We start from the raw sequence: 25,836 nt of genomic DNA, 5'->3' as shown, positions 1-25,836 counted from the left end.
TTCACATCCTTGATCGACGGGGAACCGCACCCGGGCGGCGAGCGCCCGGGTGCGGCTTCGGTCAGAGGCGTGCTCTCACGTCACGTGCGGACGACGGTCGGGCCCTCCTTGGCGGTGGAGTTGACGCCCCTCAGCTTGATCACGCCGGCGAGCGTGGCCGTGTCACCGTTCTTGACGATGTTGGTGGGGCACGTCGCGGAGACGCTGGTCGCGACGAGGTTGTTGGTGGACCCGAACGGCAGCGAGAGGGTGCTGGCGGCTCCGGCGCTCGTCGGGTTGGTGTGCGTGCCGTTGATGAATCCGTTGGTGCTGGTCGAGCCCTGGAACGTCGCGGAGCACGGGATGCTGGGGATGTTCACCACGATCCTGACGCCGCTCAGCCGGCCGGGGGTGACTCCCGAAGCGGTCACGCCCGTGGTGGAGAGGGACCACGGCAGGTTCTGGGGCGTCACCGTGGCGATCTGGCTGGAGACCGTGCAGTTGCTGAACGTCAGACCGGTCACCGAGCCGATGGGGTCCAGGACTCCGGTGCCGACCTTCACCGATCCGGTGGCCGTCAGGGCCTTCGCAGCGCCCGTGTCGACGCAGGTCAGGACCCCGCCGCTGCTACTGGCGGCCGCGACGGAACCGCTGTTCTCTCCGGTGACGGCCTGGGTGGAGGGCGTGGGCACGCCGGGCATGGTGACGTTGATACCGGCCGCCCAGGCGGGGGTCGTGGTGAGCGCGGCGGCGGTGGCCGAGACCGCGGTGACGGTCAGGGCCATTCTCGTGATCTTTCGCATGTCAGTTCGTTTTCCCTTCACGGGGGTGGTTTCTTCTTCTCGTAGGGACACTGACCGCGTTCTACAGGTCGAACTCCTCCAGGTTGACGAGAGCAGAACCCCGAAAGCCGAACTCCGTCGACTTCACCACAAGACCACCCAGTCCTGCCGTACTAAAATCGAAATATACCCGCCAGTAGTGAACTTCTCAAGAGACTGTTCGACTTCCCCTTAAAGCACGCCGGCGGTCCTTGCGAGATTTGTCATCGGATTAGTCTTCGATCAAGCCAGATTTATCACCGGATTCGGGTCCGGTGACGATTCAGGACTCGCGGCCGATCGCGGCGTCCCCCTCGCTCGCACTCATTCGGCCGGCGGCGTGCTCTCACGTGATGGTCGGGCCCTCGTTCGCGGTGGAGTTGACACCCCTCAGTTCGATCACGACGCCGAGCGCGACCAGGTCACCCCCCTTGACGATGTTGGGGGGGCACGTCGCGGAGACGGCGGTCGCGACGAGATTGTTGGTGGACCCCACCGGCAGCGTGAGGGTGCTGGCGGCTCCCGCGCTCGTCGGGTTGGTGTGCTTACCGTTGATGTATCCGTCGGAATTGGCCCAGCCCTGGAACGTCGCGGAGCACGGGATGGCGGGGATGTTCACCGTGAACTTGACGTTGCCCAACTGAGCGGCCGTGACTCCGGAAAAGGTCGGGCCCGGGAGGGAGAGGGACCACGGCTGAGGCGTCACCGTGGCGGCCAGGCCGGAGATCGTGCAGTTGCTGAAGAACTGACCGGTCACCCAGCCGGTGGGCGGGGGGTCCGGGACGACGGTGCCGACCCTCACCGTCCCGGTGGTCGTCAAGGCCTTCGAAGGGCCCGTGTCGACGCAGGTCATGACCCCGCCGCTACTGGTGGCAAGCGCGATGGAACCGCTGCTCTTTCCAGTGACGGGCTGGGTGGAGGGCGAGAGCACGCCGGGCATGAAGACCCTGTGACCGTCCGCCCAGGCGGGGGTCGCGGTGAGAGCGGCGGCGGTGGCCGTGACCGCGGTGACGGTCAGGGCCATTCTGGCGATCTTTCCGAGTAACACCGTTGACTCCATTCAAATCACCCAGTCCTACCGATTCTTTAATCGGCGAACACCTGTCAGTAGCATGCTGCTCCTGTCACGCGCCGAGGGTGTCGATGGCGGAGATCTTCCATTTGCCGTCGGCGTACAGGGCGTCGACGGCGAAGACCGCCGCGGAGTAGCTCGTCTTGCCCGTGTCGGTGCGAGTGTTGCGCTGGTCGGCGAAGACGAGGAGGCGGGCGCGGTCGCCGGCCAGGGATTTCACCGCCGAGTCGGTGACGGCCGTGGTGAGTACCTGCTTCTGCTGCGGAGCCTGCTTGCGTACCAGGGCGAAGAGCTGGTTGTACTGCTGGACGGCCTTTCCGGTGAGCAGTTCCTGCGCCGCCTTCTCCGTCTTGGCCACGTCGGCGTAGTTGTAGGAGAACACCGTGTTGACCGCCGTGGTCACCTGGCCCTTGACCTCGGCGGTACGGCCGTTGTCGCTCAGGGCGTCGTTCTGCGCGGATGCCGCGCCCGTCAGGTCGCGCTCCTGGGCGTTCGACCAGGCGGCCGCTCCGCCGAGCGCTATGGTCAGCGCCCCGAGGAGGATGACCAGCCGGGTGCGCGCGGTGCCGGGGACGAACCGTCCGGCCGAAGTGATCGCTGCCATGTCGTTCTCTCCTCCCCGATCAGGGCGTACCGGTGGGGGCCTGGCCGAGCGCCGACAGTTTCCAGCCGTCCGAGGTCCGGGTGAGCTGGCCGGCGAACCGGCGGGTGTTGTCGACCGGCCTGCCGTCGGCACCGGTGATGGTGATGCGGACGGCGGCGATGACGGCCGCCTTGCCCGCGCGGGAGTCGAGTTCGGTCAGCCCGGATTCGAGGATCTTCGCGGTGCTGGTCGTCTTCGCCTCCTGCACCTCGGTCCTCAGCCGGGCCTGCCCCTGGACGATCTGGTCGTAGAGCTGTGCGGTCGCCGAGTCCTGCCATACCTTGAGGCCCTCGTCGATCCGGCGGTGGTCGAGGGTGTTGAGGTTGACGATCTCCTGCCCCGCGACGGCGAGCACCTGGTCGCGTTCGGCGGCGTAGCCGATCGCGTCGTCGCCGGACGCGGCGTGGTACGACCAGCCGAACCACGCGGCGGCACCGGCCGCGATCAGCGTCACGAGCGACGCGACCTGGATCAGCGGATCCTTGGAGAGGCGGCGCCGGGACCCGTCGGCCGCGTTCTTCGCCGCCGGCCCCGCGGCCGGCGCCTCACCGGTCTCCTTCTCGGGCGGCGACGGCTCCGGGTCCTCGGCGGCCTCCTCCCCCGCAGGCTCCGGGGTCCCGGCCGCCTGGTCCGCGGACGGTTCCGGTTCGAGCGGCTCGCCGGCCGGGGTCTCGGGCTCGGACGCCTCGTCGGCCGGGGCCTCGGGCTCGTCGGCCGCCGGGTCGGCGGTCTTCGTCCTGGTCTTGGTCACCTGAATTTCCACCCTTCGTTCAGGCGGCCCGGAGGTCGCTGATGCGCCAGCCGTGCTCGTCGCGGGCCGTGACGATGAGCTGGGCCGCGACCGGCGAACCGGTCGGCTTCCCGGCCCGGGTGGCCTGCTGGTCGAGCAGGACCAGCAGGACCGCCGTCCCGTCACGGGAGAGTCTGATCAGCCCGGCCCTCGCGACCTTCGTGGTGAGGGCGAGCTTCATGACCGGCGCGTTCTGCTTCACGAGGCCGAACAGTTTGCGGTAGTCGCCGACGGCGCGGCCGGTGAGGACGTCGTTCGCGGCGCGTTCGGTGGCCGCCGGGTCGGTGTAGGAGTAGGTGAAGATCCGCGCGACCTTCGCCGAGACGTCGGCGACGACCGCACCGGTCCGGGCCTTGTCGACGAGTGCGCGGTTGGCGGCCGGTGACCGCTCGCTTCGCCTGCCGGCCCAGCCGTCGACGGCGAGGGCGGACAGGCACAGCGCCAGCGCGAGGGCCACCGGCCACCCGAGCCCGGCAGCCCGCTTGAGTCGGGAGACGAGCGGGCGCCGGGCCGTCCCGCTCTTCTTCCGCGGGGCGGGGTCGCGGCGCGCGGGGCGCTCCTCGGTGATGCTCACGGGCCGTTCCCCCCGGGCGCCGGCGCCTTCAGCGAGCTGATCTTCCACACGCCACCGACCCTCCGCATCCCGACCTCGTAGCGTTTGCGCTGCTCGGTGCCCTGGGCGGCGTCACCGACCGCCTCGGTGAAGATCCGGACGGAGGCGAGGACGGTCGCCTCGCCCGCCGACCGGTCGAGAGCGGTGACGGCGAGTGCGGTGACCCGTCCGTGCGAGGGGGCCTTCTGCCCGGCGAACCTCGCGCGTGCGCCCGGGATGTCGCGTTTCAGCGCGTCGGCGAACGGGCCGGTGGCGACGTCCAGCCAGTGCGTCATGTCCAGCTCCGCCACCTTGGGGTCGATGCTGTTGATCAGCGCCAGATCGCGGACGGCGGTCCGGCTCACCTCGTCCCGCGCGGTGGCGAGGTCGTGGTCGGCGCCCCGTCCGGACTGGATCAGCGACCAGAACGACAGCAGCAGGAGGACGGCGGCGGCGGCCGTGAGGGCGTGGCCGGCCGGACGGATCCACCGGATCATCCCGGTCGGCTTGCGCAGCACGGTCGCCGCGAAGGTCACCGCACACCCCCGAGCCCGAGCAGGGCGGCGAGGTCGCCGGGCGGCGCCTGCTGCCGCGCCAGCCCGGCCAGGCCCAGCGAGGCGAGCAGGCCGGTCGCCTCAGGGCCGCTCAGCGTGCCCGGCTTGGCCGGCGCCGGGACGCCCTTGCGCGGCGCGTTTGCGGTGCCGCGCACGTTGATGCCGCTGCTCGGGCTCTCCGCGCAGTGCGCCTCGGTGTTGAACGGGGCGGGCGACAGGGTGAGGCCGTCGCGGTACCTGGTCTTGCCGTAACCGCGCGTGCAGGGCTGCGGGTTGAAGAACGTGGTGACCAGGCCCATCCGGAGCTTGCCCCCGTCCACGATGCTGGGGCCGATCGCCGCGACCCGCGGGAGATTGGCCAGCATCTCCTCGATGGCGGCCTGGCGCGGCTCGGCCACGCGGGCGGTCGTGAGGAGGTTCGCCAGCAGCACGCCGAGGCTCGGGTCCAGGTCGTGGAGCAGGCCGGACAGCTCGGCCGCCGCGCCGGGGCCGGCCGAGATCAGCTCGCGCAGATCGGTGTCGGAGTCGCGGAGCCGCCGCGCGAGCAGGCTGGAGTCGGTCGCGAACGCCTTGAAGGCCCCCGACATCTCGTTCTGCGTCCGCAGCACCGCCTCCCCGTTGTGGATCAGAGCGCGCGATTCGGGGAACGCCGCGTCGGACGCCGAGATGAACCGGGAGCTCGTGTCGAGGAGCTGCTGGAGGTGCGGGCCCTGCCCGGCGAACGCCAGCCCCAGCTCGTCAATGAGGATCTTGGTGTCGTTCAGCGGGAGTGAGGCGGTGAAGTCGTTGACGCTCTTGAGCGTCTCGTCGACCGGCGCCGGGGTGGTGGTGACGCTGCGCGGGATCGTGGTGCCCTGGGCCAGATAGGGCCCGGCGTCGGCGCGGGGCCGCAGGTCGACGTACTGCTCGCCGACCGCGGAGCGGTTCGCGACGATCGCCTGGAGGTCGCGCGGGATGTGCGGCGCCGAGTCGTCGATCCGGAGTTCGGCGATGACGCCGTCCCGCGTCAGGTCGAGCTTGCCGACCTTGCCGACCGTGACGCCCCGGTACGACACCGCGGACCCTTCGAAGAGGCCGCCGGTGCTGGGCAGATCGAGCCGGACGGTGTAGTACCCGCGCAGCCCGACGTAGCGGCCCACGTCGGCGTAGTTGACGCCGATGTAGGACACCACGACGATCGCGATCACGACGAACGCGGCGATCTTGATGCGGGTGACCAGGGTCAGCATGTCAGTTCCCCTCCCCGAGCGTCGGCAGCGGAAGGGCGGGCTCGCTGCTCGGACTCTCGTTCCCGGGTGCCCGGCTCGGCGTCACCGGTCGCGGTGTCCCCGTGGCGGGGGCCCCGGTGGCCGGAGTCCCCGCGGTGGGAGTCCCGGCGCCGGGCACGGCGGCTCCGGAGCCGCGGCCCGCCGCCGTGTCCGGGCAGGGCGCCGGCTGCGGGCCGGGGACCGTGGGCGTCGCGGCGAGGGCGCGCGCCCGCGCCCCCTCCTCGTCGTCGAGGCCGTCGAAGGGGCCCTCCTCCTTCACCGGCGGGACGACGCACTCGAAGCCGTCGGCGGCGATGACGGTGACGTAGGCGTTGAGGTAGTCGCCCTTGATCGCCTTGAGCGCCTCGTCGGTGAACGGGTAGGTCAGCAGGATCTCCAGGGACTTCGGCAGGTCGCGGCCGGAGTCGGCGAGCTTGCGCAGGACGACCGCCAGAGAGCGCAGGTTCGCGGCCGTGTCCTCCTTACTGGCGTTGATCGTCTTGACGGCGACGTCCGAGAGCCTCTCCAGCCGGCGCAGCATCTCGACGAGCTGCCCGCGCTGCTCCTCCAGCACCTTCAGGCCGGGCGACAGGTCGTCCAGGACGGTCCCGACCTGCCCGTTGCGGGCTCTGACCGTGGACGACAGCCGGTTCAGCCCGTCGAGCGCGTTCACGATCGACCGCCGGTTCCGGTTGAGCGTGCCGGTGAAGGTGTCGAGGTTCCGCAGCGCGGACCGGACCTTGTCCTCGCGCCCGCCCAGCGCCTGGTTCAGTTCCCGGTTGATGGTCCGGATCTGCGGGAGCCCGCCTCCCGACAGCAGCAGCGACAGCGCGCCGAACACCTCCTCGGTGTCGGCGTTGCGCGTCGTCCGGGACGCCGGGATCACGGCGCCGTCGGAGAGCCGCTGCGGGGACGGCGCCGCCGTCGGCGCGGCGAGCCTGACGTACTTCTCCCCCAGCAGGCTCGACTGCTCCAGGTTGGCGGTCGCGTTCGCGGGCAGGTGCACGTCGCCGTTCACGACGAGTGTCACCTCCGCCTGCCACGCCCCCGCCGGCAGCGACACCTTCTTCACCCGCCCGACCGGGACGTCGTTGACACGGACGGCGGCCTGCGGGACCAGGTTCAGCACGTCCTCGAACCGCACCTTCACCGTGTAGGGGTGGTCGCCGAGGTCGGCGCCGCCGGGCAGCGGGACGTCCTCCAGCCGCACCGAGCAGCCCGCCGTCAGGAGGACACCGGCGGCGAGGGCCGCGACGAGCTTGGGCGTGCGCATCAGCGGTCCGCCTTCCCGCCGGTGCCGGCGTAGATCTTGCCCGCGGGCGGCAGCGGCAGCGCCGGCAGGCCTGTCTCCCGGGCCGGCGCCACCGCGACCAGCCCGCCCCTCTTCAGCCGGTCGCACTGCTCGCGGAGCGTCCGCGTGGCGGACGCCGCCGCGGCGCACACCGGCCGCTGGTCGGCGGCGATCGGGTCGACGCCCGGCTGGTCCAGGCTGCCGAACGCCTTGGTGATCTCCAGGAGGTTGCCGCGCGCCATCAGCGTCCGGGTCTTCGGGTCGTAGGCGCTCAGGGCGTTCTGCGTCACCAGCGGCGCGGTGTCGAGGAGTTCGGCGAGCGACGCCCGCTGGTCGACCAGGACCTGGGTGACGTCCGTGAGCTTGCCGACGTTCCGTTTCAGCGCCGCGCGGTTGTCCTGGATGAACCCCTTCACCTCGGCGAGCGCCCGCGCGAGGTCGCGCAGGGCCGCGCCGAGTTCGTCGCGGTCGGCGGCGAGGAACCCGCTCACCTCGGCGAGCTGGTTCTCGGCGAGGCGGATCTGCCCGTCGTTGGCGCGGAGCATCTCGCTGAACCTGTTGAGGTTGGCGACGGTCGCGTACAGGTCGCCGCTGTTGTCGGCGAGGGTCTGCGACGCCTTGCCGAGGCCCGAGATCATGGTGTTGAGCGCCTGCCCGTTGCCGCCGAGGTTGGCGGCGCCGACCCGGATGACGTCCGACAGGGCGCCCTGCGCGTTCACCCCCCGCGGGCCGAGGTCGCCCGAGATCTTCCGGACCGCGGCGTAGAGCTGGTCTAGTTCCAGTGGGGTCGCGGTGTTGCTCACACCGATCGACGCGCCGTCGGCCATCTTCGGGCCGCCGTCGTAGGCGGGGTCGAGCTGGACGTACCGGTCCGACACCAGGTTCGGCGCGATGACGACGGCGCGGGCGCCGGCGGGGACGTCGACGTCGCCGTCCACCCGCATCTCGACCTTGACCTTGTCGCCGAGCGGTTCGACGGAGTCGATCGAGCCGACCTTCACGCCGAGGACGCGGATGTCGGAGCCGGGGTAGACGCCGATCGCGGTGGCGAAGTACGCGGTGATCCGGTGCGTCGGCCCGCCGGCCAGGAAGGGGACCAGCGCGATCGCGACCAGCAGGACGAAGACCGTGATGAGCGCTTGCAGCACCCGCGTCCGGTGGTCGCGGATCGGCGAGCCGAGCTTCGGCAGCTTCACCGGGCGCGTCGAGGGGGACGCCATGTCACCGTCCTCCCGTCAGGTGCGGCGGCTTGCAGCGGTCCGGGTCCTCCGGTTGCCACCTGCCGTTCTTCAGGTACTCGTCGGGGACGGTCCCGCACAGGTAGCCGTCCACCCAGCGGCCGTTGCCCGTCGCGTTGCCGAGGACGCGGATGTAGGGCGTGGCGGTCGTCAGGACGCGCTCCAGGTTCTTCTGGTTGCGTTGGAGGACGCCGACGACCCGCTCCAGGGACGCGAGCGTCGGGCCCAGCGTGCGGCGGTTGTCGTCGACGAGGCCGACCAGCTCCCCGCCGAGCCGCTGCGTGCCGACGAGCAGCGCGTGGATGGCGTCGCGCCGCCGGCGCAGCTCGCCGAGCAGCAGGTTGCCGTCCTTGAAGAGCGTCTCGAACTGGGAGTTCTGCGCGGCGATCGTGCCGGACAGCCGCTTGGTCCCGGCGAGCAGCCGGGACAGCTCGGCGTCCCGCGAGGCGATCGTGGTGGACAGCGCCGACAGGCCGCGCAGCGCGACCCGGACGTCGGCCGGGGTGTCCTCGAACGTCGTGGAGATCGTCTCCAGGCTCTGCGCGAGCTTGGTCGTGTCGAGCTGCTCGAACGTCCGGCCGAGGTCCTGGAACGCCGTCGTGACGTCGTAGGGGGCCACGGTCCGGTCGAGCGGGATCGGCTCCTTCGGGTTCTGCCCGCGGTAGCCGAGCGGGTCCAGCTGGAGGTACTTCGACCCCAGCAGCGTCTTGATCATGATGGTGGCGCGGGTCGCGTTCCCGACCCAGGTGTCCTTCACCCGGAACGTGACCTCGACCTTGTTCCCCTTGAGCGAGACGCCGGTGACCTTGCCGACCTTCACCCCGGCGACACGGACCTCCTGGCCGGGGTCCAGCCCGGCGGCCTCGGAGAAGTACGCGCTGTACGTCGTCCCGCCGCCGACGATCGGCAGCCGGTCGGCGCGGTAGGCGAGCGTGCCGAGGACGAGCAGGATCACGATGCCGACGACCGCCACCCCGATCGGGTTCCGGTCGCGCAACGGCTTCAGCCGCGGCCGGCCCCGCTTCGGGCGCGGCAGGGCGCGCGGCAGCGGCCGGGGCGGCCCGCCCGCCGGGGGGACGGGGGGCGGGCCGCCGGGGGGCGGGGTCGGGGGCGTCATCCGCGGCACCTCGCGTCCTTGATCGGCAGGCCGGTCGGAGGCGGCTGGTCCGACAGGTCGGAGCCCGCGTAGCTGACGCCGATCAACTTCACCTCGCACTGGTAGAAGTTCACCCACGAGCCGTAGGAGGCCAGGCGGCCGAAGGTCGCCATCTTCCCGGGCGAGCGCTGGAGGAAGCGCGTCAGCAGCGGCTCGTCGCGGTTGAGGTTGTCGCTGAGCCGGCCGAGCTGGACGATGTCGTCCTTCAGCGGGTCCCGCGAGACCTGGAGCAGCCCGGCGGTGGCGGTGGTCAGGTCGGCGACCGACCCGAGCGCCTCGCCGATCGGGACGCGGTCGGCGGCGAGGCCGGAGGTGAACCGGCGCAGCGTGGTGACCAGGTCGACGAGCTGCCGGTCCCGCCCGTTGATGGTCTGGACGACGCTGTCGAGGTTCGCGATGAGCTGGCCGATCACCTTGTCCTTGGCGGCGAGCGTGCTCGTCAGCTCACCGACGGTGCGCAGCAGGCTCTCCACGGTGCCGCTCTCGCCCTGGAGCACCCTGACGACCGACTCCGAGAGCTTGTTGGCGTCCCCGGGCGACAGCGCCTGCATGAGCGGCTGGAACCCCTGGAACAGCTGGGTGAGGTTGAGCGTCCCGGCGGTGTGCTCGACCGGGATCGTCCCACCGGGCCTCAGTACCTGGCCGGGCGAGCCTGTGCCCTGACCGAGGGAGACGTACCGGCCGCCGACCAGGTTCAGGTACTTGACGGCGGCGGTCGCCGACGCGGGGATCCGCCGGTCCCGGTCGACGGAGATCTTCACCCGGGCGAGCCGGCGGTCGCTGACCTCGATCTCCTCGACCTGGCCGACCTCGACGCCCGCGATCCGCACGCCGTGCCCCGGATGGAGCCCGGCCACGTCGGTGAACTTGGCGTAGTAGGTGACGCGGTCGCCGCTGGTGGCGCCGGTGATGCTGGACGCCAGCAGCGCGGTCGCCAGCACCGTGACCACGATGAAGATCAGCGAGCTGACGAGCGGGAAGCCCATGCCCTTGATCCCCTGACCGGTGAGCCTCACTTCACCGTCACCTCCGTGCCCCGGTAGATCGGCCCGACCAGCACGCTGGACCAGTCCGGCAGCTCCTCGGGGACCTCGTCCAGCGGCGCCCCGGCGAGCTCGTTGACCAGGTCGTTCTCCGACGCCGAGTTCGCGGGGCCGAGGCCGCTGCCGGCCGCGCCGCCCTGGCCCGGCGCGCCGCCGGCGGGCAGCACCCGCACCCCGTCCCCGGTCCCGAGGTAGGGGACGCCCGGGCAGCGCGGGCCGCCGCCGCCGTCGTAGCGGGGGGCGTCCTTGCCCGGGACGTAGCGGCCCTTGCTCGTGACCGGCACGACCACACCGTGGACGCCGTGCTCGTTCGTCCCCTTGCCGAGGACCTTGTTCATCGTCGGGATGAAGCCGGCGAGCGCGCGGAACGTGCAGGGCGCGGCCGGGGCGTAGCGGCGCATCAGGTCCAGGCTCCCCCGGCTCTCGGTCGCCAGCGCGATGATGTTGCCGGAGTTGGCACGCAGGAAGTCCTCGAGGTCGGTGGACGATCCCGACACCGCGTCGTACAGGGTCGCGAGGGCGGTGCGCTGGTCGACGATCGTCCGGCTGGTGACCGTGAAGTCCGTGAGCGCCTGGAGCAGGTCGGGCGCCGCGTCGGAGGCGTGCCGGGTGAACGTCGCCAGCTCCTGGAGGTTGCGGGCGAGCGCCGGGACCTCCGGGTTCAGCCTGGTCAGGAACGCGTCGAGCTGCTCGAAGTTGCGGCCGATCTGGTCGCCGCGCCCTTCCAGCGCCCGCGCCATGGCGTTCAGCGTCGCGGAGAGCTTCGCCGGCTGGACGGTGTCGAGCAGGTCCATCGTGTGGTTGAGGACCTCCGACAGCTCCACCGCGTTCCGGCTGCGGTCCTCGGAGATCACGTCGCCGTCGGCGATCGGCCGTCCCGCCGACCCGGGCGGCGGGACGAGCGAGACGAACCGGGCGCCGAACACCGTCGTCGGCAGCAGCCGCGCCTGGACGTCCGCCGGGATCCGGTCGGTCATTCCCGGTTTCAGCGCCAGCTCCAGCTTCGCGCCGGCCCCGTTTGCCGTGATGGACCGGACCTCGCCGACGACGACGCCGCGGACCTTCACGTCCGCCATCGCGTGCATCTCGTGCCCGGCCGTCGAGGTGCGCAGCGTCACCATCGTCGCGTCGGTGAACCGCTTGTCGTAGATCGCGATCGACAACCAGACCAGCAGCGCCGGGACGAGCAGGAACACCACCCCGGTGAGGCGCTGCCCGACCACGTGCCGGGTGGTACGCCGAGCCATGTCAGATCCACCCCATGTCAGATCCACCCCATGTCAGTTCGGCCCCATGTCAGCCCGTCACCTTCACGGTGGTCGTGGCACCCCAGATGGCGAGGCTGGCGAAGAAGTCCGTCACGCTGATCAGCACGATCGCGGTGCGGACCGCCCGGCCGACGGCGACGCCCACGCCGGCGGGGCCGCCGACCGCGCGGTAGCCGTAGTAGCAGTGCGCGAGCACCACCATCACGCTGAAGATCAGCACCTTGGCGAACGAGAGCAGCACGTCCTCCGGAGCGAGGAAGATGTCGAAGTAGTGGTCATAGGTGCCGGCCGACTGCCCGTTGAACCAGAGCGTCACCTGTCTGGAGGCCAGATAGGAGCTGAGCAGCCCGATGCCGTACAGCGGGACGATCGCGACGGTCCCCGCGATGATCCGGGTGGTGACCAGGTAGGGCACCGACTGGATGCCCATGCCCTCCAGCGCGTCGATCTCCTCGTTGATCCGCATCGCGCCGAGCTGCGCGGTGAACCCGGCGCCGACCGTCGCCGACAGGGCCAGCCCGGACACCAGGGGGGCGATCTCGCGGGTGTTGAAGTACGCCGACACGAAGCCGGTGAACGCCGCCGACCCGATCTGGTCGAGCGCGGCGTAGCCGGACAGGCCGACGACGACTCCCGTGAACACCGTCATGCCGATCATCACGCCGACGGTGCCGCCGATGACGGCGAGCGCGCCGCTGCCGAACGCGACCTCGCCGAGCAGCCGCAGCGACTCGCGCAGGTACCGGCGCAGCGCGCGCGGCGTCCACAGCAGCGCCCGGACGTAGAAGCCGAGCTGGTCGCCGGGCTGGTCCAGCCAGGAGACCAGCTTCACCGGGCGGAGGCGGCGAACCCCGGGGACCGCCATGTCACGCTCCCTTCGGGGGGACGACCTGCAGGTAGATGGCGGTCAGCACGAGGTTGACGAAGAACAGCATCAGGAACGTGATGACGACCGACTGGTTGACCGCGTCCCCGACGCCCTTCGGGCCGGGGTTCGGGTTCAGGCCGCGGTAGGCGGCCACCACGCCGGCGATGAATCCGAAGATCAGCGCCTTGAACTCGCCGATGTACAGGTCGGGCAGCTGCGCGAGCGCGGAGAACGAGGCGAGGTAGGCGCCGGGCGTCCCGTCCTGCAGCAGCACGTTGAAGAAGTAGCCGCCCGCGACCCCGACGACGGAGACCAGGCCGTTCAGCAGCACCGCGACCGCCATGCAGGCGAGGACGCGCGGGACCACGAGGCGCTGAATGGGCGAGACGCCCATCACCTCCATCGCGTCCATCTCCTCGCGGATCGTCCGGGACCCGAGGTCCGCGCAGATCGCCGACCCGGCCGCGCCGGAGATCAGCAGCGCCACGATCAGCGGGCTGGCCTGCTGCACGACGGCGAGGACGCTCGCCCCGCCGGTGAGCGACTGCGCGCCGAGCTGCTTGGCCAGCGACCCGACCTGGAGCGAGATGACCGCGCCGAACGGGATGGACACGAGCGCGGTCGGCAGGATCGACACCGACGCGATGAACCAGAACTGCTGGACCAGCTCGCGAAGCTGGAACGGGCGCCGGAACGACAGCGCCAGTACCGTCGCGGCGAGCGCGAAGAGCCGCCCGGTCTGGCGCAGCGCACCGGCGCCGGGAACGGCGGAGTCAGGTGCCGCCACGCGCGTCTCCTTCCTCGGGCACGCGCGCGTCGCCGCGCGGTGCGGTCGGCTCGTCGGTTCGAGGGCGGTCAGTTCGCATCGGGGACGCCGCCCTCCGGCGCGTGCCTGCGGTTGGCGTGGATCGCCTCCTGCGCGCGGCGGGAGAGGCGCGGCATCATCTCGTCGAGGCGCCGCGCGTGCCGCAGCTCGCCCTGCCGGGGCGGCGCCCCGGGCGTGGGACGCAGCTGCGGCGGGATCTCCAGGGTGCGCTGGAGGGGCACGGGGCCGGCGGCCTCGGCGGCGAGCAGCGCGGCGTCCTTCTCCTCCGACATGCCGATCGGTCCGCGCGTGTCGCCGTGCAGGAACTGCAGGACGGCCGGCTCGTCGCTGGTCAGCAGCGCCTCGCGGGGGCCGAACGCGATGAGGTCGCGGCGGTACAGCATGCCGATGTTGTCCGGGACGGTCGCGGCGATGTCGATGTTGTGCGTGACGATCAGCATCGTCGCGTCGATCCGCGCGTTGACGTCGATCAGCAACTGGGAGATGTGCGCCGTGCGGACGGGGTCCAGGCCGGAGTCGGGCTCGTCGCACAGAATGATCTCCGGGTCGAGGACGAGCGCGCGGGCGAGGCCGGCGCGCTTGCGCATGCCGCCGGAGATCTGGCCGGGCAGTTTGCGCTCCTCGCCGGCGAGGCCGACCATCTCCATCCGCTCCATCACGATCCGCCGGATCTCGGGCTCCTTCTTGCGGGTGTGCTCGCGGAGCGGGAACGCGATGTTGTCGAACAGCGGCAGCGAGCCGAAGAGCGCGCCGTCCTGGAACATCAGCCCGAACCGCTTGCGCGCCTCGAACACGTCGCGGTCGCGGTCGTTGACCATGTCGACCCCGCCGATGAGGACGCGGCCCTCCTCCGGCTTGAGCAACCCGACGAGCGACTTGAGGAAGACCGTCTTGCCGGTGCCTGAGGGGCCCAGCAGCACGCTCACCTCACCGGGCGGGAGAGTGAGCGTGACATCGCGCCAGATCGTCTGACGGCCGAAGACTTTCGTCAGCCCCTCGACGACCACTTCAATTCCCACGACACCACCGCTCGCGCTAGGAAGGAGGTTTCGAGGACGTTACGGCGCACTAGACACAGTATTCAATAGGTGATCGCAGGCTCTTCGGCACAATTCGGTAAATGGCCTCAGAAATTTGTCACCGACTTAGCCTTCCCCTTCCCCGAAACCGTCACCACCTGCCTACCGGTCGGTAACATGGAGCGGGCGGGCGGCGCGATCCCCCTTCCAGGCAAGCGGTTTTGTCACCCGCCCAGCAACCGAACGTCGTTCTTGTCACATCGCGCGCAAAGATGCGGCGCCATGCGGCCGATCGAGCCGAAGACCCTTGCCACCTTCGACTGGCGACTTTATGTTCACGGTGTTATCGATCTCATTCCAGGGTGTTCGCCTCCCGTCCGGGCACACCCCGTCCAGCGCCGCCGGCAGGACGGCGCCACGGCGCCCGGCCGACTCGATGTGGAGGTTCGCTTTCCCATGTCGCAGGCATTAGAATTGTCTGAACAAGACCGGAGTCAGACTGACTTCCAAGAATTCCTCGGCCTGCTGCGCGCGGAACTGTCCGACGTCACGAACGAGATCATCACCGAGATCAAGCGGAGCGTCCCGGAGTACGACCGGACGGATCCCGCCTACGACCAGACCCTCCGGCTCTGCGCCGACATCCTGCTGCCGACCTTCCTGGACCGGATCTCCGATCCGGACGCCTCCACCGACCAGCGCGACGAGACCTGCCGCTCCCTCGGCCGCTTCGAGGCCATCGAGGGGCGCAGCCTCGACCACCTCCAGGCCGCGGCCCGGATCGCCTTCCACGTCGCGTGGCGCCGGACCGCCGTCCTCGCCGAGCGCGCGCAGGTCCCCACCTTCGTCGTGTCCGCCGCCGTCGACGCCATGCTCGTCTACCTCGAGGAGTCCGTCGCCCAGGCCCGCCTCGGCTACCAGCAGGCCACCGGGCACGCCGACCTGCGCCGCCGTGAGGAGCGGCGACGGCTGCTGCACCTGATCCTGCAGCGGCCCGCCGTCGTCCCCGAGGCCATCGAGGACCTCGCCAAGTCCACCGGCTGGTGGCCGCTGCCGGCCGAGGCCACCCTCGTCGCCGTCCACCCCGAGGCGCCCTGCACCCGCTCCGCGCTCGACACCGACATCCTCACCGACCTCGACTCGGCGGAACCGTGCCTGCTCGTCCCCGGGCCGCTCACCGCCGACCGGCGGACCATGCTGCGCGCCGCGCTGCCGGACGCCAGCTGCGTCCTCGGCCTCACCCTGCCGCTGGAACGGGCCGCCCACTCGGTGCGCTGGGCCCGCCGCGTCCTCGACCTCGCCGAGGAGGGCGTCATCCCGGACGGCTCCCTCATCCCCTGCGAGGACCACCTGATGACCATGTGGCTGCTGTCCGATCCGCCGCTGGTCGAGGAGCTCACCCGCCGGCACCTGGAACCGCTGCGGGACGTGTCGGACGGGCAGCGCAAGCGCCTCGTCGAGACGCTCACCGAATCCGTCACCACCCGGGCGACCGCCGTCGACATCGGCGAGCGCCTGAAGATCCACCCGCAGACCGTCCGGTACCGGCTCCGCCAGTTGGAGGGCTACCTCGGCGACAGCCTCGAGAACGCCGACGCCCGCTTCTCCCTCGACGCCACCCTCCGCGCCGCGAGTCTGTACAGTCGCCGGCGCGCCCGCCGGGGCCGGCCCGGCGCACGGTGACCGGGATCCGCCAGGGGCGCGGGTGACGTTCGGGTCACAGGGGGTGCCGGAGGCCGTTATCCTGACCTCCTGGTTACCGGTTCCTGACGGAAAGTCGAAGGGGTCCATGCCGACGTCGACCTGGTTCCGCCTCAACGTCGCCAAGCGTGAGCGCGTGCTCGAAGTGGCGATGCGCGAGTTCGGGGAACACGGGTACTCGACGGGCAGCCTCAACACGATCGCGCGCGAGGCCGGCATCGCCAAGGGCTCGCTGTTCCAGTACTTCAGCGACAAGCTGGAGTTCTTCGCGTTCGTGTGCGACGAGGCGTCGCGCCGCATCCGCGAGGAGATGGAGCGCCGCATCGAGCGGATCGACTTCGACCAGTCCTTCGACGAGTGGCTGGTCGACGTCCTGTGCGACTGGACCGAGTACATGGCCGACCACCCGCTGGAGCGCGGCGTCACCGCGGCCACGAACTTCGAGCTCGACAACGGCGTCCGGTCCGTCGTCCGCGACACGGCCAACCAGCACTACCTGCTGGTCATCCACCCGACGCTGGAGCTGTGGAAGGGGCAGGGCGCCATCGGGGAGGACGCCGACCTGGAGGTCCTCGCCACCTGGCTGATGATGATCCTGCCGTTCCTGGCGCTCGCCCCCTACTACGACGGTCTCGACCCGATCCACGACCTGCGCGGCCGCACCCCGGCCCAGCAGCGGCCGGTGATCCGCCAGCTCGTCGCGGGCTTCCGCCCGATGTTCTCCCCCGCCAAGTGAGCCCGACGGGCCCCCAGGGCCGCCTGGCGTAGTTGCAGACGGTGGCGGGACCCGTCCCCTGGCACCGGCGCGGGGGACACCGGCGGATGGAACACTGTGCGCATGACTCTCGGGACGATCGTGCTGACCGGCGCCGCCGGACGGGTCGGCACCGCACTGCGGACGCCGCTGCGCGACGAGGCGGAGCGGCTCGTGCTGGCCGATCTCGCGCCGATGCACGTCGAGGCGCCGAACGAGGTCGTGCACCGCGGCGACCTCTCGGACACGGCGCGGATCGTGCGGGGCGCGGACGCGATCGTCCACCTGGCCGGCGTCCCGGACGAGGCGCCGTTCCCCGACCTGGTCGAGGGCAACATCCTCGGCACCCAGCGGATCCTGGAGGCCGCCCGCGTGGCCGGGGTGCCGCGCGTCGTCCTCGCCAGCAGCAACCGGCTGACCGGCTGCTACCCGTCCACGGAGACCGTGTCGCCCGCCATGCCGCCGCGGCCCGACGGCCTGTACGGGGTAAGCAAGGTCGCGGTCGAGGCGCTCGGCCGGCTCTACGCCGACAAGTTCGGCATGGACGTGGTGTGCCTGCGCATCGGCAGCCTCGAACTGCACCCGACCGAGCCGCGCCACCTCGCGACCTGGCTGAGCCACCGCGACTGCGCGGGCTTCGTCCTCGCGGCGCTGACCGTCCCGTCGCCGGGGTTCCTCGCGGCGTACGCGGTGTCGGCCAACGCGCGCCGGTTCTGGGAGCTCGACGAGCGGCTCGGCTACGCGCCCCACGACGACGCCGCCTCCTACGGCATCCCCGACACGTTCGTCGGCGACGGCGTTCCGCAGGGCGGCGACTTCGCGTCCGCCCAGTTCACGCTGCGCCACCTGGAGGGGTCCGCGGGAAACGGGTGACGCCCGGCTCACGAAGGGTGCGGCAGGTTCTCCCCCGCGAAGTGAGCCTGACGGGCCGTCAGGGCCGCCTGGCGTAGTTGTAGACGGTGCTCCGCGAAATTCCCAGCAGGTCGGCGATGGCCTCGGTGGAACCCCGGGTGTCGAAGTAGCCGTCACGGTGCAGTCGCCGGACGAGGTCCTTCTTGGCCGCACGGCCGAGTGCGCGCGGGGTGGCGGCCCGTCCGGCGGCGAACGTCTCGATGACCTCGCGCAACTCCCGCGCCGGGCGGTTCTCCAGGGTCTCCAGCGCCTCTTCCCGGTGCTCGGCCTCGGTCGCCACCAGGTTGGCCAGGGCGAGCGTGAGGGGAGACAGGGTCGACACGTCGAGGTTCAGGCAGAGCGCCGCGACGTAGCGGCCCCGGGCGTTCTTGATCCCGATGGACGTGCTCTTCACCGGACGGCCGTCGGGGAACCGGTTGGGATAGTTCTGGATCACGCTCGGGTAGTCCGGGTCCGCGATCCGGCGGAGCCCCAGTTCGGTGGCGGAGTCCCCCGCCCTGCGGCCCGACAGGTTGTTCTCGATGACGCGGATCGCGTGCTCCGGCCGGCGCAGGTCGTGGAGGACCACCTCGCAGAGGCCGGGGAACATGCGTCCGATCGCGATCGCGATCTTCTCGGCTTCCAGGAGAAGGTGCTCGTCGGGGTCGGCGGGGGCGTCGGAGTCCTCGGGGACGTCGGCGGTCACGTGCGGCTCCTCCCGTCCGGGGCGCCGTCGTCGAAGACGGTGGCCATCGCCTCCGCCGACTTGAGTCCGGCGCCGGTGAGGACGACGACGGTGGTCTCGCCAGGGCCGATGGTGCCGTCGGCCAGGAAGTGGTCGAGGGCCGCCGCGGCGACGCCGCTGGTCGGCTCGGCGTACAGTCCGCGCGAGGCGAGCTTGCGCACGGCCAGGTGGATCCGGTCCTCGGTGACCGCCACCGCCGCCCCGCCCGAGCGGCGGATCGCCTCGACGGCCTCCGGGAGCCGGACCGGAGCGGCGATGGAGGCGCCCTCCGCGATCGTCGGCACCCGTGGTCCCCGGCTCCGCGGGTCGATCCCGTTCACCGTGTCGGCGATCGCGGCCCAGTGCTCCGGCTGGCCGACCAGAAGCCTGGGGAGCCGGTCGATCCGGCCTCCTTCGAGCAGTTCGCCGAATCCGATGTCGCAGCCGAGGACGTTGCTGCCCGCGCCGGCGACGAGCACGACGTTGTCCGGCGCCCTGAACCCGAGCGACTCCCACATCTCGTAGGCGATCGTCTTCGTGCCCTGCAGGAAGTAGGGGTGCCAGTTGTGGCTGGCGTAGAAGGTCTGCTCGGACTGGCGGATCGCCTCGTCGGAGACCTCTTCGCGGGTGCCCGCGACGAGCTCGATCCGGGCGCCGTACGCGCGGGCCTGAAGGATCTTGGCGGCCGACGTCGCCGCGGGAACGATGATCTTCGCGTCCATCCCGGCGGCGGCCGCGTAGGCGGCGACCGAGGAGCCGCCGTTGCCGGAGCTGTCCTCCAGGACGCGCGCCTCCCCCTGCCCCCGCAGATGGGAGATCATCACCGTGACCCCCCGGTCCTTGAAGCTGGAGGTGGGGTTGAACCATTCGAGCTTGAAGTGGACGCGCCGCCCGTCCCAGTCCAGCGGCGGCATGGGGGTGAAGCCCTCCCCGAGGCTCACACGGTGCCGGGGAGAGACCGGGATCGCGGACTGGTAACGCCAGAGGGAGCGCTCGCTCGTGTCGATCCGGTCGGGTGCGGGCCCGGGCACCGGGCTGAGCGCGAGAGGTGAGCCGTCCTCACCGCGCCAGCGCCGGTCGGTGGACGCGTAGCGCCGCCCGGACCTGTCGTAGAGGAACAGGGTGTCCGTCAGCGTGCCGGTGGTGTCGTTCATGAGCCTCCGCGGGGAAGTCGCCGTCCCGTGTCGTCAGCCGGCCCGTCCGATCCGGCCACCCGTATTCTTGGACAGAAATTGCAGAAATGCAAGATTCTTCCAAATGGGGGCGTCGACCGTGCGGGTCGTGAAGACGTGCGACCCTGCGGCGGCGAGCACGCCGACGCGCGCTCAGCGGGTGAGGACGAACTCCTCCGGCCTCGCCTTGCGGGACCCGGCCCAGAACTCGAACGTGTGCCCCGGCCAGAGGGTGCGGTTCACGCCCTGGTCGTCGAGGTACCAGCTGTTGCAGCCGCCCTCGTTCCACACGGCGCGGCGCAGCCGCCGCTGGAGGCGGTCGTTGAACCGGCGCGCGGCCTCCGGCTTCGGCTCGATGGTGTCGGCGCCGGCCTCCTGCATCAGGCGCAGGCAGCTCAGCACGTGCCGGATCTGCACCTCGATCATGAAGACGACGGAGTTGTGGCCGAGGCCGGTGTTCGGGCCGAGCAGCATGAAGAAGTTCGGCAGGCCGGGGATCGTCGTGCCGCGGTGCGCCTCGATGCCGTCCGCCCAGATCTCCTGGAGCTTGACGCCGTCGCGGCCGGTGACGCGCAGGTCGGTGAGCGCGTCGGTCACCTTGAAGCCGGTGCCGTAGATGACGCAGTCGACCTCGTACTCGCGCCCGTCCTCGGTGACGACCGAGTTCTCCCGCACCTCGGCGATCCCGGAGGTCTCCACCTCGACGTTCGGGCGCGAGAGCGCCGGATAGTAGTCGTTGGACAGCAGGATCCGCTTGCAGCCGATCGTGTAGTCCGGCGTCACCTTGGCGCGCAGCTCCGGGTCGGCGACCTGGTTGGCGATGTGCCGGCGGGCGATCTTCTCCTGCGGGGTGGACAGCCGGGGGTCGATGGTGAAGCCGACGGCGCGGGCCTCCAGCGCCCAGTAGATGCCGCCGCGGAACGCGCGGGCGGCGCCCGGCACCTTCCCGAACGCCGCGCGGAGCGGCGCGGGGATGGGCAGGTCGGGCTTCGGCTGGATCCACGGCGGCGTCCGCTGGAAGACGACGAGCTCGCCCGCCTGCCGGGCGACCTTCGGCACGAACTGGATCGCGGACGCGCCCGTGCCGATGACGGCGACGCGCTTGCCGGTGAGGTCGTAGGTGTGGTCCCACTCGGCGGAGTGGAACGCCGTCCCCTTGAACCGCTCGACGCCCGGCAGGTCCGGGTAGGAGGGGACGTGCAGCGCGCCGATGCCGGACACGACGGCCTTCGGGGTGAGCACCGTCCCGTCGGCGAGCGCCACCTTCCAGCGGCGGGCGTCGTCGTCGTACTCCATGGAGTCGACCGCCGCGCCGAACCGGATGTGCTCGCGCACCCGGTACTTGTCGGCGGTGCGCTCCATGTAGGCGCGGATCTCCGGCTGCGGCGCGAACATCCGCGTCCACCCCGGGTTCAGCTCGAAGGAGAAGGAGTACATGTGCGACGGGACGTCGCAGGCACAGCCCGGATAGGTGTTGTCGTGCCAGGTGCCCCCCAGCGCCTCGCTCTTCTCCAGCACGACGAAGTCGTGGAAGCCGGACTGCTTGAGCCGGATCGCCATGCCGAGGCCGGCGAACCCGGAGCCGATGATGACGATCGCCGGGGCGCGGTCGCTCATGACCCCTCCTCTCAGATAACCTACTCGCAGTAAGTTACCGCGAGTAGGTTACTGACGGTAGGTCCAACAGAGGGGTTCTCCTGTGAGTGCCGCCACACCCCCGCCCCGCCGCCGCCGGATGTCGCGCGCCGAGCGCGAGCGCCAGATGCTGGACGTGGCGGAGCGGGTGTTCGGCGAGCGCGGCTACCAGGCCGCCTCCATGGACGAGATCGCCGAGCGCTGCGGGATCTCCAAGCCGATGCTCTACGAGTACTTCGGCTCCAAGGACGGCCTGCTCGTGGCGTGCGTGAGCCGCTCCAAGGCCGAGCTGTTCGAGGTCACCCAGAAGGCGATGGCGGGCGCCACCACCCCTGAGGACATCCTGTGGCGCGGGATGGTCGCCTACTTCCGCTTCATCGACGAGCACAGCAGGTCGTTCGCGATGCTGCTGCGCGAGCCGCTGGCCGCCACCCCGGAGGCCGCCCAGGCCGTGGACGACACCCGGCGGCAGCAGAGCGCGCTCATCGCCGGCGTGCTCGGCACGTTCGCACCGTCCGCGCCGGCCGGCGCGATCGAGGCGTTCACGCAGATCATCATGGGCGCGAGCGAGCGCCTGGCGCTGTGGCAGACGGGCCGGCCCGACGTGTCGGCGGAGGACGCGGCCCGCTACATGACCGACTTCTGCTGGAACGGCCTCAGCCCGTACCTGACCGGGGAAGCGCGTCCAGCGCCCCGATGAGCAGGTCGAGGCCGAACTCGAAGTCGGTCTCGGCATCGACGTCGGCCAGCGCCGGACCGTAGGCGATGACGTGCGGGAACTCCTCCGGGTCGAGCCGCGACCACGCCTGGGCGCCCGTCTCGGCGAGGTGCCCCAGCATCTTCGCCATGCCGATCTCGCGCATCTGCGCGCCGAGCGCGTAGGCGATGAGCGCCCGCATGATGCGCACGGCCGTCTCGCCGTCGAACCCGGCCGCGTCGGCGAGGGCCAGGGCGCGCTCGGCCGGACGCAGCCCCACCGGCGTGTCGACCTTGTGGGTGAGAACGATCGACATGCAGCGCGGGTTGTCGTGCGCGACCTTCCGGAACGCCCGCACGAGCGCACGCGCGCGTTCCTGCCACGGCTCGGACGGGTCGTCGGGCAGTTCCAGGCCCGCGACGACGTGCTCGGCCACGCCCTCCAGCAGAGCGCCCTTGTTCGGGACGTGGTTGTAGAGCGACATCACGGCGACGTCCAGCTCGGCGGCGACCCGGCGCATCGACAGCGCGTCCGCGCCCTCCCGCTCGATCAGCTCGACCGCCGCCCGCACGATGCGCGCGCGGGTCAGACCCGGCCGCGGGGTGTCGGAGGTCACACGACTCGCCATCGCTCTGCGCTCCTCCTCGCCGTTGACACCCGCAAGTGTCCCATGACACGGTACGTACGCTGTACGTAAGACGTACAGCGTACGTACCAGCGGGCGGTGCGCGCCCGCGTTCGGGGAGGACGCCCATGTCGACCCACGACCTGTACACCGACTCCGTCCCGTCCGAGACCTGGACCGTGCCGATGACCGGCGACGCCAGGTTCACCTGGGAGTACGACGACGGCCGCGACCGCCTCCTCGCCCTCTACCAGAAGGGCAAGGACAAGCAGTGGGACTCGGTCAAGCGCATCGACTGGGACCTGGAGGTCGATCCGCACGACGTCCTCGGCGTCCCCGACCAGTCCCTCGCCATCTACGGGACGAAGTACTGGGACATGCTCTCGGAGAAGGAGCGCGGCGAGCTGCGGCGGCACTCCACGTCCTGGCAGTTCTCCCAGTTCGTGCACGGCGAGCAGGGGGCGATGGTCACCGCCGCCCGCATCGTGGAGTCGGTGCCCGACCTGGACGCCAAGTTCTACTCCGCCACCCAGACGATGGACGAGGCCCGCCACGTCGAGCTGTTCACGCGGTTCCTGCACGAGAAGGTCGGGATGGTCTACCCGATCAACACCAAGCTGCAGGACCTGCTGAACGAGACCCTCGGCGACTCGCGCTGGGACATGCCCTACCTCGGCATGCAGGTGCTCATCGAGGGCCTCGCGCTCGCCGCGTTCGGCGTCATCCGCGACGTCACCACCAAGCCGCTGCCCAAGCAGATCCTCGCCTACGTCATGCAGGACGAGGCGCGCCACGTCGCGTTCGGCCGGCTGGCGCTGCGCGACTACTACAGGCAGCTCTCGCCGGCCGAGCTCCGCGAGCGCGAGGACTTCGTCATCGAGGGCTGCTACCTGATGCGCGACCGCATCCGCGGCCGGGAGATCTGGACCAACTTCGGGATCGACCCGAAGGAGGTCGACGAGATGGTCGAGAACTCGCCGTACATGCGGATGTTCCAGAGCCTGCTGTTCAGCCGCATCGTGCCGTGCGTGAAGGACATCGGGCTGTGGAGCGACCGCATCCGGCGCGCCTATGACGACATGGGCGTCCTGGACATGTCCAAGGCCGACCTCGACGCCCTCATGCACCAGGACGAGGAGATCGCCGAGACGGTCGACGCCGAGCGGTTCGCCGCCGAGGAGACCGCCCGCAAAGCGGAGGTGGACGCCGTCATCGCCGACGCGGCGGCGGCGGGCTGAGTAAGTTCAGATCATTCGATCCGCCGCACACCTCGGAGGTCTGGATGCCCCTCGCGCACTTCGACGGAGCGCTCGCCGTCGTCACCGGAGCCGGCAGCGGCATCGGCCGGGCCGTCGCCCTCGCCCTGGCCGGGAACGGCGCCTCCGTCGTCGCGGCCGACATCGACCTTCCCGCCGCCGAGCGCACGGCCGCCCTCGCCAAGACGCTCGGCGCGGGCGGCACCGCCTACGAGGTGGACGTGGCGGACGAGGCCGCGATGGAGGACTTCGCCACGCGGGTGAAGGAGACCCACCGCGTCCCCGACATCGTCGTCAACAACGCGGGCATCGCCGTCACCGGCCCCTTCCTGGACACCGGCGTCGAGGACTGGGAGCGCATCCTCGGCGTGAACCTGTGGGGCGTCGTCCACGGCTGCCGGCTGTTCGGCCGCCAGATGCGCGACCGCGTGAACGCGCTGCCCAACAAGCCCGACAAGCCGAACCTCGGCGGCCACATCGTCAACATCGCGTCCGCGGCCGCGTTCGCGCCGTGGCGCGCCATGCCCGCCTACTGCACGACGAAGTCCGCCGTCCTCATGCTCAGCGAGTGCCTGCGAGCCGAGCTGGCCGGCTCGCGCATCGGCGTCACGGCCGTCTGCCCCGGGTTCGTCAGCACCAGCATCGTCGACAACGCGATCCATCTGGAGGGCGACGCCGAGGCCCGGGCACGACTGCGCGAGCGCGGGCAGCGCGCCATCAAGCTGCGCAACTACCCGCCGGAGAAGGTCGCCGAGCGGGTCGTCCACGCCATCATCAAGAACAAGCCCGTCGTGCCCGTCAACGCCGAGGGGCACCTTCTGCACGCCCTCTCCAGGGTGTCCCCCGCCTCCCTGCGCCTGCTGGCCAGGATTCCCGCCCGGGGCTAGCGCCCGCCGGGCGCGGCCCCCCGACTCTCCCCCGCGGTGAGAGGAGAAGGTTCGATGCCCCCCGATGTCCTGCCGAGCGACGGCCGCCCCCGGAACCGGACGGCGCGGATCCGGTGCGGCGACGGCGACCACACGCTGGAGCTGACCCATCGGGAGGTGGTCGCCGAACGGCTGCTGCGCGCCTCCCGCAAGCACTCCTTCGACCCGGACGTGGACGTCGACTGGGACGTCCCGCAGGACCCGGACGTGTTCTACTTCCCGCCCCGGCTCACGTCGGTCTACGAGACGCCGCTGTGGGACGGGCTGACGCACCGGCAGCGGGTGGAGCTGACCAAGCGGGAGATGTGCAGCATCGCCTCGTTCGGCATCTGGTCGGAGATGCTGCTGATGCAGTCGCTGGTGATGCACGCCTACCGGCACCGCTACGACAGCGACCATGTGGCCTACGCGCTGACGGAGATCGCCGACGAGTGCCGCCACTCGCGGATGTTCGCCCGGATGGTGCGCACGTGCGGGCTGCGCACGCACCGGCCGCGGGCGCTGGAGTTCCACTTCGCCAAGCTGTTCGGCGCCGTGTACGACCCGGTGCCGATGTTCGCCGGGACGCTGATCGTGGAGGAGCTCACCGACGCGTTCCAGCGGCTGACCTTCCCGGACGAGAACGTCCAGCCGCTGATCCGCCAGGTCACCAGGATCCACGTCGTCGAGGAGGCCCGGCACATCAGGTACGCGCGGGAGGAGCTGAAGCGGCTGGTCGCGGAGATGCCCGCGGTGCGGCGGCGGATGGCGGCGTACTGGATGGCGCAGGCCACGCGGCTGATGGCCGCGCAGCTCGTCCATCCGTCCTGCTACACGGCGGTGGGGCTGGACCCGCGGCTGGCGCGGCGCGTGGCGGCGCGCAGCCCGCACCGGCGCGCGACGATGGCGTGGTCGTTCCGTAAATGCACCGCGTTCCTGGACGAGGTCGGTTTCCTGGACGGCCGGGCGCGCGGCGTATGGGCCGGGGCGGGACTGCTGGAGCCCTGACGGCCGCCATTCGCCCCAGCCTCGAACCGATTATTAGAAAATGGTTCGGCAATGGCGGGGC

General features: G+C 71.0%; 26 protein-coding genes. 7 read left to right on the top strand and 19 right to left on the bottom strand.

Translation table 11 applies throughout. The annotated features are described in order from the left end of the window. Positions 1-80: 80 nt before the first annotated feature. The 15 genes from BJY14_RS29150 to BJY14_RS29080 all read right to left on the bottom strand — a co-directional run bounded on the left by BJY14_RS29150 (position 81) and on the right by BJY14_RS29080 (position 14,407). Positions 81-764 carry a hypothetical protein gene (locus tag BJY14_RS29150; protein WP_179846528.1) on the bottom strand — a complete coding sequence of 228 codons (684 nt, stop codon included), beginning with the start codon at positions 762-764 and terminating at the stop codon, positions 81-83. 382 nt (positions 765-1,146) lie between these two features. Further along, positions 1,147-1,824 carry a hypothetical protein gene (locus BJY14_RS29145; RefSeq protein ID WP_179846527.1) on the bottom strand — a complete coding sequence of 226 codons (678 nt, stop codon included), beginning with the start codon at positions 1,822-1,824 and terminating at the stop codon, positions 1,147-1,149. A gap of 100 nt (positions 1,825-1,924) precedes the next feature. Next, a complete protein-coding gene (locus BJY14_RS29140; protein WP_179846526.1) occupies positions 1,925-2,476 on the bottom strand; it encodes a hypothetical protein in 552 nt (183 codons plus the stop codon). A gap of 19 nt (positions 2,477-2,495) precedes the next feature. Continuing rightward, a complete protein-coding gene (locus BJY14_RS44570; RefSeq protein ID WP_218905628.1) occupies positions 2,496-3,266 on the bottom strand; it encodes a hypothetical protein in 771 nt (256 codons plus the stop codon). 19 nt (positions 3,267-3,285) lie between these two features. Beyond that, complete coding sequence (locus BJY14_RS29130) at positions 3,286-3,879, bottom strand: hypothetical protein (protein ID WP_179846525.1); 594 nt, start codon at positions 3,877-3,879, stop codon at positions 3,286-3,288. After that, the gene (locus BJY14_RS29125) at positions 3,876-4,433 is read right to left on the bottom strand and encodes a hypothetical protein (RefSeq protein ID WP_179846524.1); all 558 of its coding nucleotides are present in this window, start codon (positions 4,431-4,433) and stop codon (positions 3,876-3,878) included. The genes BJY14_RS29130 and BJY14_RS29125 overlap by 4 nt, the downstream gene beginning before the upstream one ends. Beyond that, a complete protein-coding gene (locus BJY14_RS29120; protein ID WP_179846523.1) occupies positions 4,430-5,680 on the bottom strand; it encodes an MCE family protein in 1,251 nt (416 codons plus the stop codon). The genes BJY14_RS29125 and BJY14_RS29120 overlap by 4 nt, the downstream gene beginning before the upstream one ends. Position 5,681: 1 nt before the next feature. Continuing rightward, complete coding sequence (locus tag BJY14_RS29115) at positions 5,682-6,971, bottom strand: MCE family protein (RefSeq protein WP_179846522.1); 1,290 nt, start codon at positions 6,969-6,971, stop codon at positions 5,682-5,684. After that, positions 6,971-8,209 carry an MCE family protein gene (locus BJY14_RS29110; protein WP_179846521.1) on the bottom strand — a complete coding sequence of 413 codons (1,239 nt, stop codon included), beginning with the start codon at positions 8,207-8,209 and terminating at the stop codon, positions 6,971-6,973. The genes BJY14_RS29115 and BJY14_RS29110 overlap by 1 nt, the downstream gene beginning before the upstream one ends. A 1-nt stretch (position 8,210) precedes the next feature. Continuing rightward, positions 8,211-9,344 carry an MCE family protein gene (locus tag BJY14_RS29105; RefSeq protein ID WP_179846520.1) on the bottom strand — a complete coding sequence of 378 codons (1,134 nt, stop codon included), beginning with the start codon at positions 9,342-9,344 and terminating at the stop codon, positions 8,211-8,213. Then, positions 9,341-10,399, bottom strand: coding sequence for an MCE family protein (locus BJY14_RS29100; RefSeq protein ID WP_312879461.1), 1,059 nt, complete (start codon positions 10,397-10,399; stop codon positions 9,341-9,343). Before BJY14_RS29100 ends, BJY14_RS29105 begins: the two co-directional genes overlap by 4 nt. Continuing rightward, positions 10,396-11,673 carry an MCE family protein gene (locus BJY14_RS29095; RefSeq protein WP_179846519.1) on the bottom strand — a complete coding sequence of 426 codons (1,278 nt, stop codon included), beginning with the start codon at positions 11,671-11,673 and terminating at the stop codon, positions 10,396-10,398. The genes BJY14_RS29100 and BJY14_RS29095 overlap by 4 nt, the downstream gene beginning before the upstream one ends. 49 nt (positions 11,674-11,722) lie before the next feature. After that, positions 11,723-12,559, bottom strand: coding sequence for an MlaE family ABC transporter permease (locus BJY14_RS29090; RefSeq protein WP_179846518.1), 837 nt, complete (start codon positions 12,557-12,559; stop codon positions 11,723-11,725). Between the two features lies 1 nt (position 12,560). Continuing rightward, positions 12,561-13,349 carry an MlaE family ABC transporter permease gene (locus BJY14_RS29085; RefSeq protein ID WP_179846517.1) on the bottom strand — a complete coding sequence of 263 codons (789 nt, stop codon included), beginning with the start codon at positions 13,347-13,349 and terminating at the stop codon, positions 12,561-12,563. 68 nt (positions 13,350-13,417) lie between these two features. Then, positions 13,418-14,407, bottom strand: coding sequence for an ABC transporter ATP-binding protein (locus tag BJY14_RS29080; protein WP_179846516.1), 990 nt, complete (start codon positions 14,405-14,407; stop codon positions 13,418-13,420). Positions 14,408-14,881: 474 nt separating this feature from the next. Here BJY14_RS29080 and BJY14_RS29075 point away from each other — a divergent pair, with 474 nt between their 5' ends. The 3 genes from BJY14_RS29075 to BJY14_RS29065 all read left to right on the top strand — a co-directional run bounded on the left by BJY14_RS29075 (position 14,882) and on the right by BJY14_RS29065 (position 17,735). Continuing rightward, positions 14,882-16,090: a PucR family transcriptional regulator gene (locus BJY14_RS29075; RefSeq protein ID WP_179846515.1), complete on the top strand. Its 1,209-nt coding sequence runs from the start codon at positions 14,882-14,884 to the stop codon at positions 16,088-16,090. Positions 16,091-16,196: 106 nt separating this feature from the next. Beyond that, entirely contained in the window at positions 16,197-16,844 is a 648-nt protein-coding gene (locus BJY14_RS29070) for a TetR/AcrR family transcriptional regulator (RefSeq protein WP_179846514.1), read from the top strand. Between the two features lie 102 nt (positions 16,845-16,946). After that, positions 16,947-17,735, top strand: coding sequence for an NAD-dependent epimerase/dehydratase family protein (locus BJY14_RS29065; protein ID WP_179846513.1), 789 nt, complete (start codon positions 16,947-16,949; stop codon positions 17,733-17,735). A 58-nt stretch (positions 17,736-17,793) separates the two neighbouring features. On the opposite strand, the gene BJY14_RS29060 is transcribed toward BJY14_RS29065, so the two are convergent. From BJY14_RS29060 to BJY14_RS29050, 3 genes are all read right to left on the bottom strand, one after another. Continuing rightward, positions 17,794-18,459, bottom strand: coding sequence for a helix-turn-helix transcriptional regulator (locus BJY14_RS29060; protein WP_179846512.1), 666 nt, complete (start codon positions 18,457-18,459; stop codon positions 17,794-17,796). Further along, entirely contained in the window at positions 18,456-19,631 is a 1,176-nt protein-coding gene (locus BJY14_RS29055) for a threonine synthase (RefSeq protein WP_179846511.1), read from the bottom strand. Before BJY14_RS29055 ends, BJY14_RS29060 begins: the two co-directional genes overlap by 4 nt. A gap of 171 nt (positions 19,632-19,802) precedes the next feature. Further along, complete coding sequence (locus tag BJY14_RS29050) at positions 19,803-21,266, bottom strand: flavin-containing monooxygenase (RefSeq protein WP_179846510.1); 1,464 nt, start codon at positions 21,264-21,266, stop codon at positions 19,803-19,805. Positions 21,267-21,348: 82 nt separating this feature from the next. Between BJY14_RS29050 and BJY14_RS29045 the strand changes: the two genes are divergently transcribed. After that, positions 21,349-21,984, top strand: coding sequence for a TetR/AcrR family transcriptional regulator (locus BJY14_RS29045; protein ID WP_312879460.1), 636 nt, complete (start codon positions 21,349-21,351; stop codon positions 21,982-21,984). Here BJY14_RS29045 and BJY14_RS29040 read toward each other — a convergent pair. After that, positions 21,941-22,609, bottom strand: a complete 669-nt coding sequence (locus tag BJY14_RS29040; RefSeq protein WP_179846509.1) for a TetR/AcrR family transcriptional regulator — start codon at positions 22,607-22,609, stop codon at positions 21,941-21,943. The genes BJY14_RS29045 and BJY14_RS29040 overlap by 44 nt on opposite strands. Positions 22,610-22,734: 125 nt before the next feature. Here BJY14_RS29040 and BJY14_RS29035 point away from each other — a divergent pair, with 125 nt between their 5' ends. From BJY14_RS29035 to BJY14_RS29025, 3 genes are read left to right on the top strand one after another with little or no spacing between them, the layout of a single operon-like run. Beyond that, the gene (locus tag BJY14_RS29035; protein WP_179846508.1) at positions 22,735-23,844 is read left to right on the top strand and encodes a ferritin-like domain-containing protein; all 1,110 of its coding nucleotides are present in this window, start codon (positions 22,735-22,737) and stop codon (positions 23,842-23,844) included. A gap of 44 nt (positions 23,845-23,888) precedes the next feature. After that, positions 23,889-24,749 carry an SDR family NAD(P)-dependent oxidoreductase gene (locus BJY14_RS29030; RefSeq protein ID WP_179846507.1) on the top strand — a complete coding sequence of 287 codons (861 nt, stop codon included), beginning with the start codon at positions 23,889-23,891 and terminating at the stop codon, positions 24,747-24,749. 54 nt (positions 24,750-24,803) lie between these two features. Next, positions 24,804-25,775, top strand: coding sequence for an AurF N-oxygenase family protein (locus BJY14_RS29025; protein WP_179846506.1), 972 nt, complete (start codon positions 24,804-24,806; stop codon positions 25,773-25,775). The last annotated feature ends 61 nt before the right edge of the window (positions 25,776-25,836 follow it).

The sequence above is a fragment of the Actinomadura luteofluorescens genome (genome assembly GCF_013409365.1).
GTDB classification, from domain to species: Bacteria; Actinomycetota; Actinomycetes; order Streptosporangiales; family Streptosporangiaceae; genus Spirillospora; species Spirillospora luteofluorescens.
Note: the sequence above shows the minus strand (reverse complement) of the source record. Positions and strands in the feature narration are given on the sequence as shown.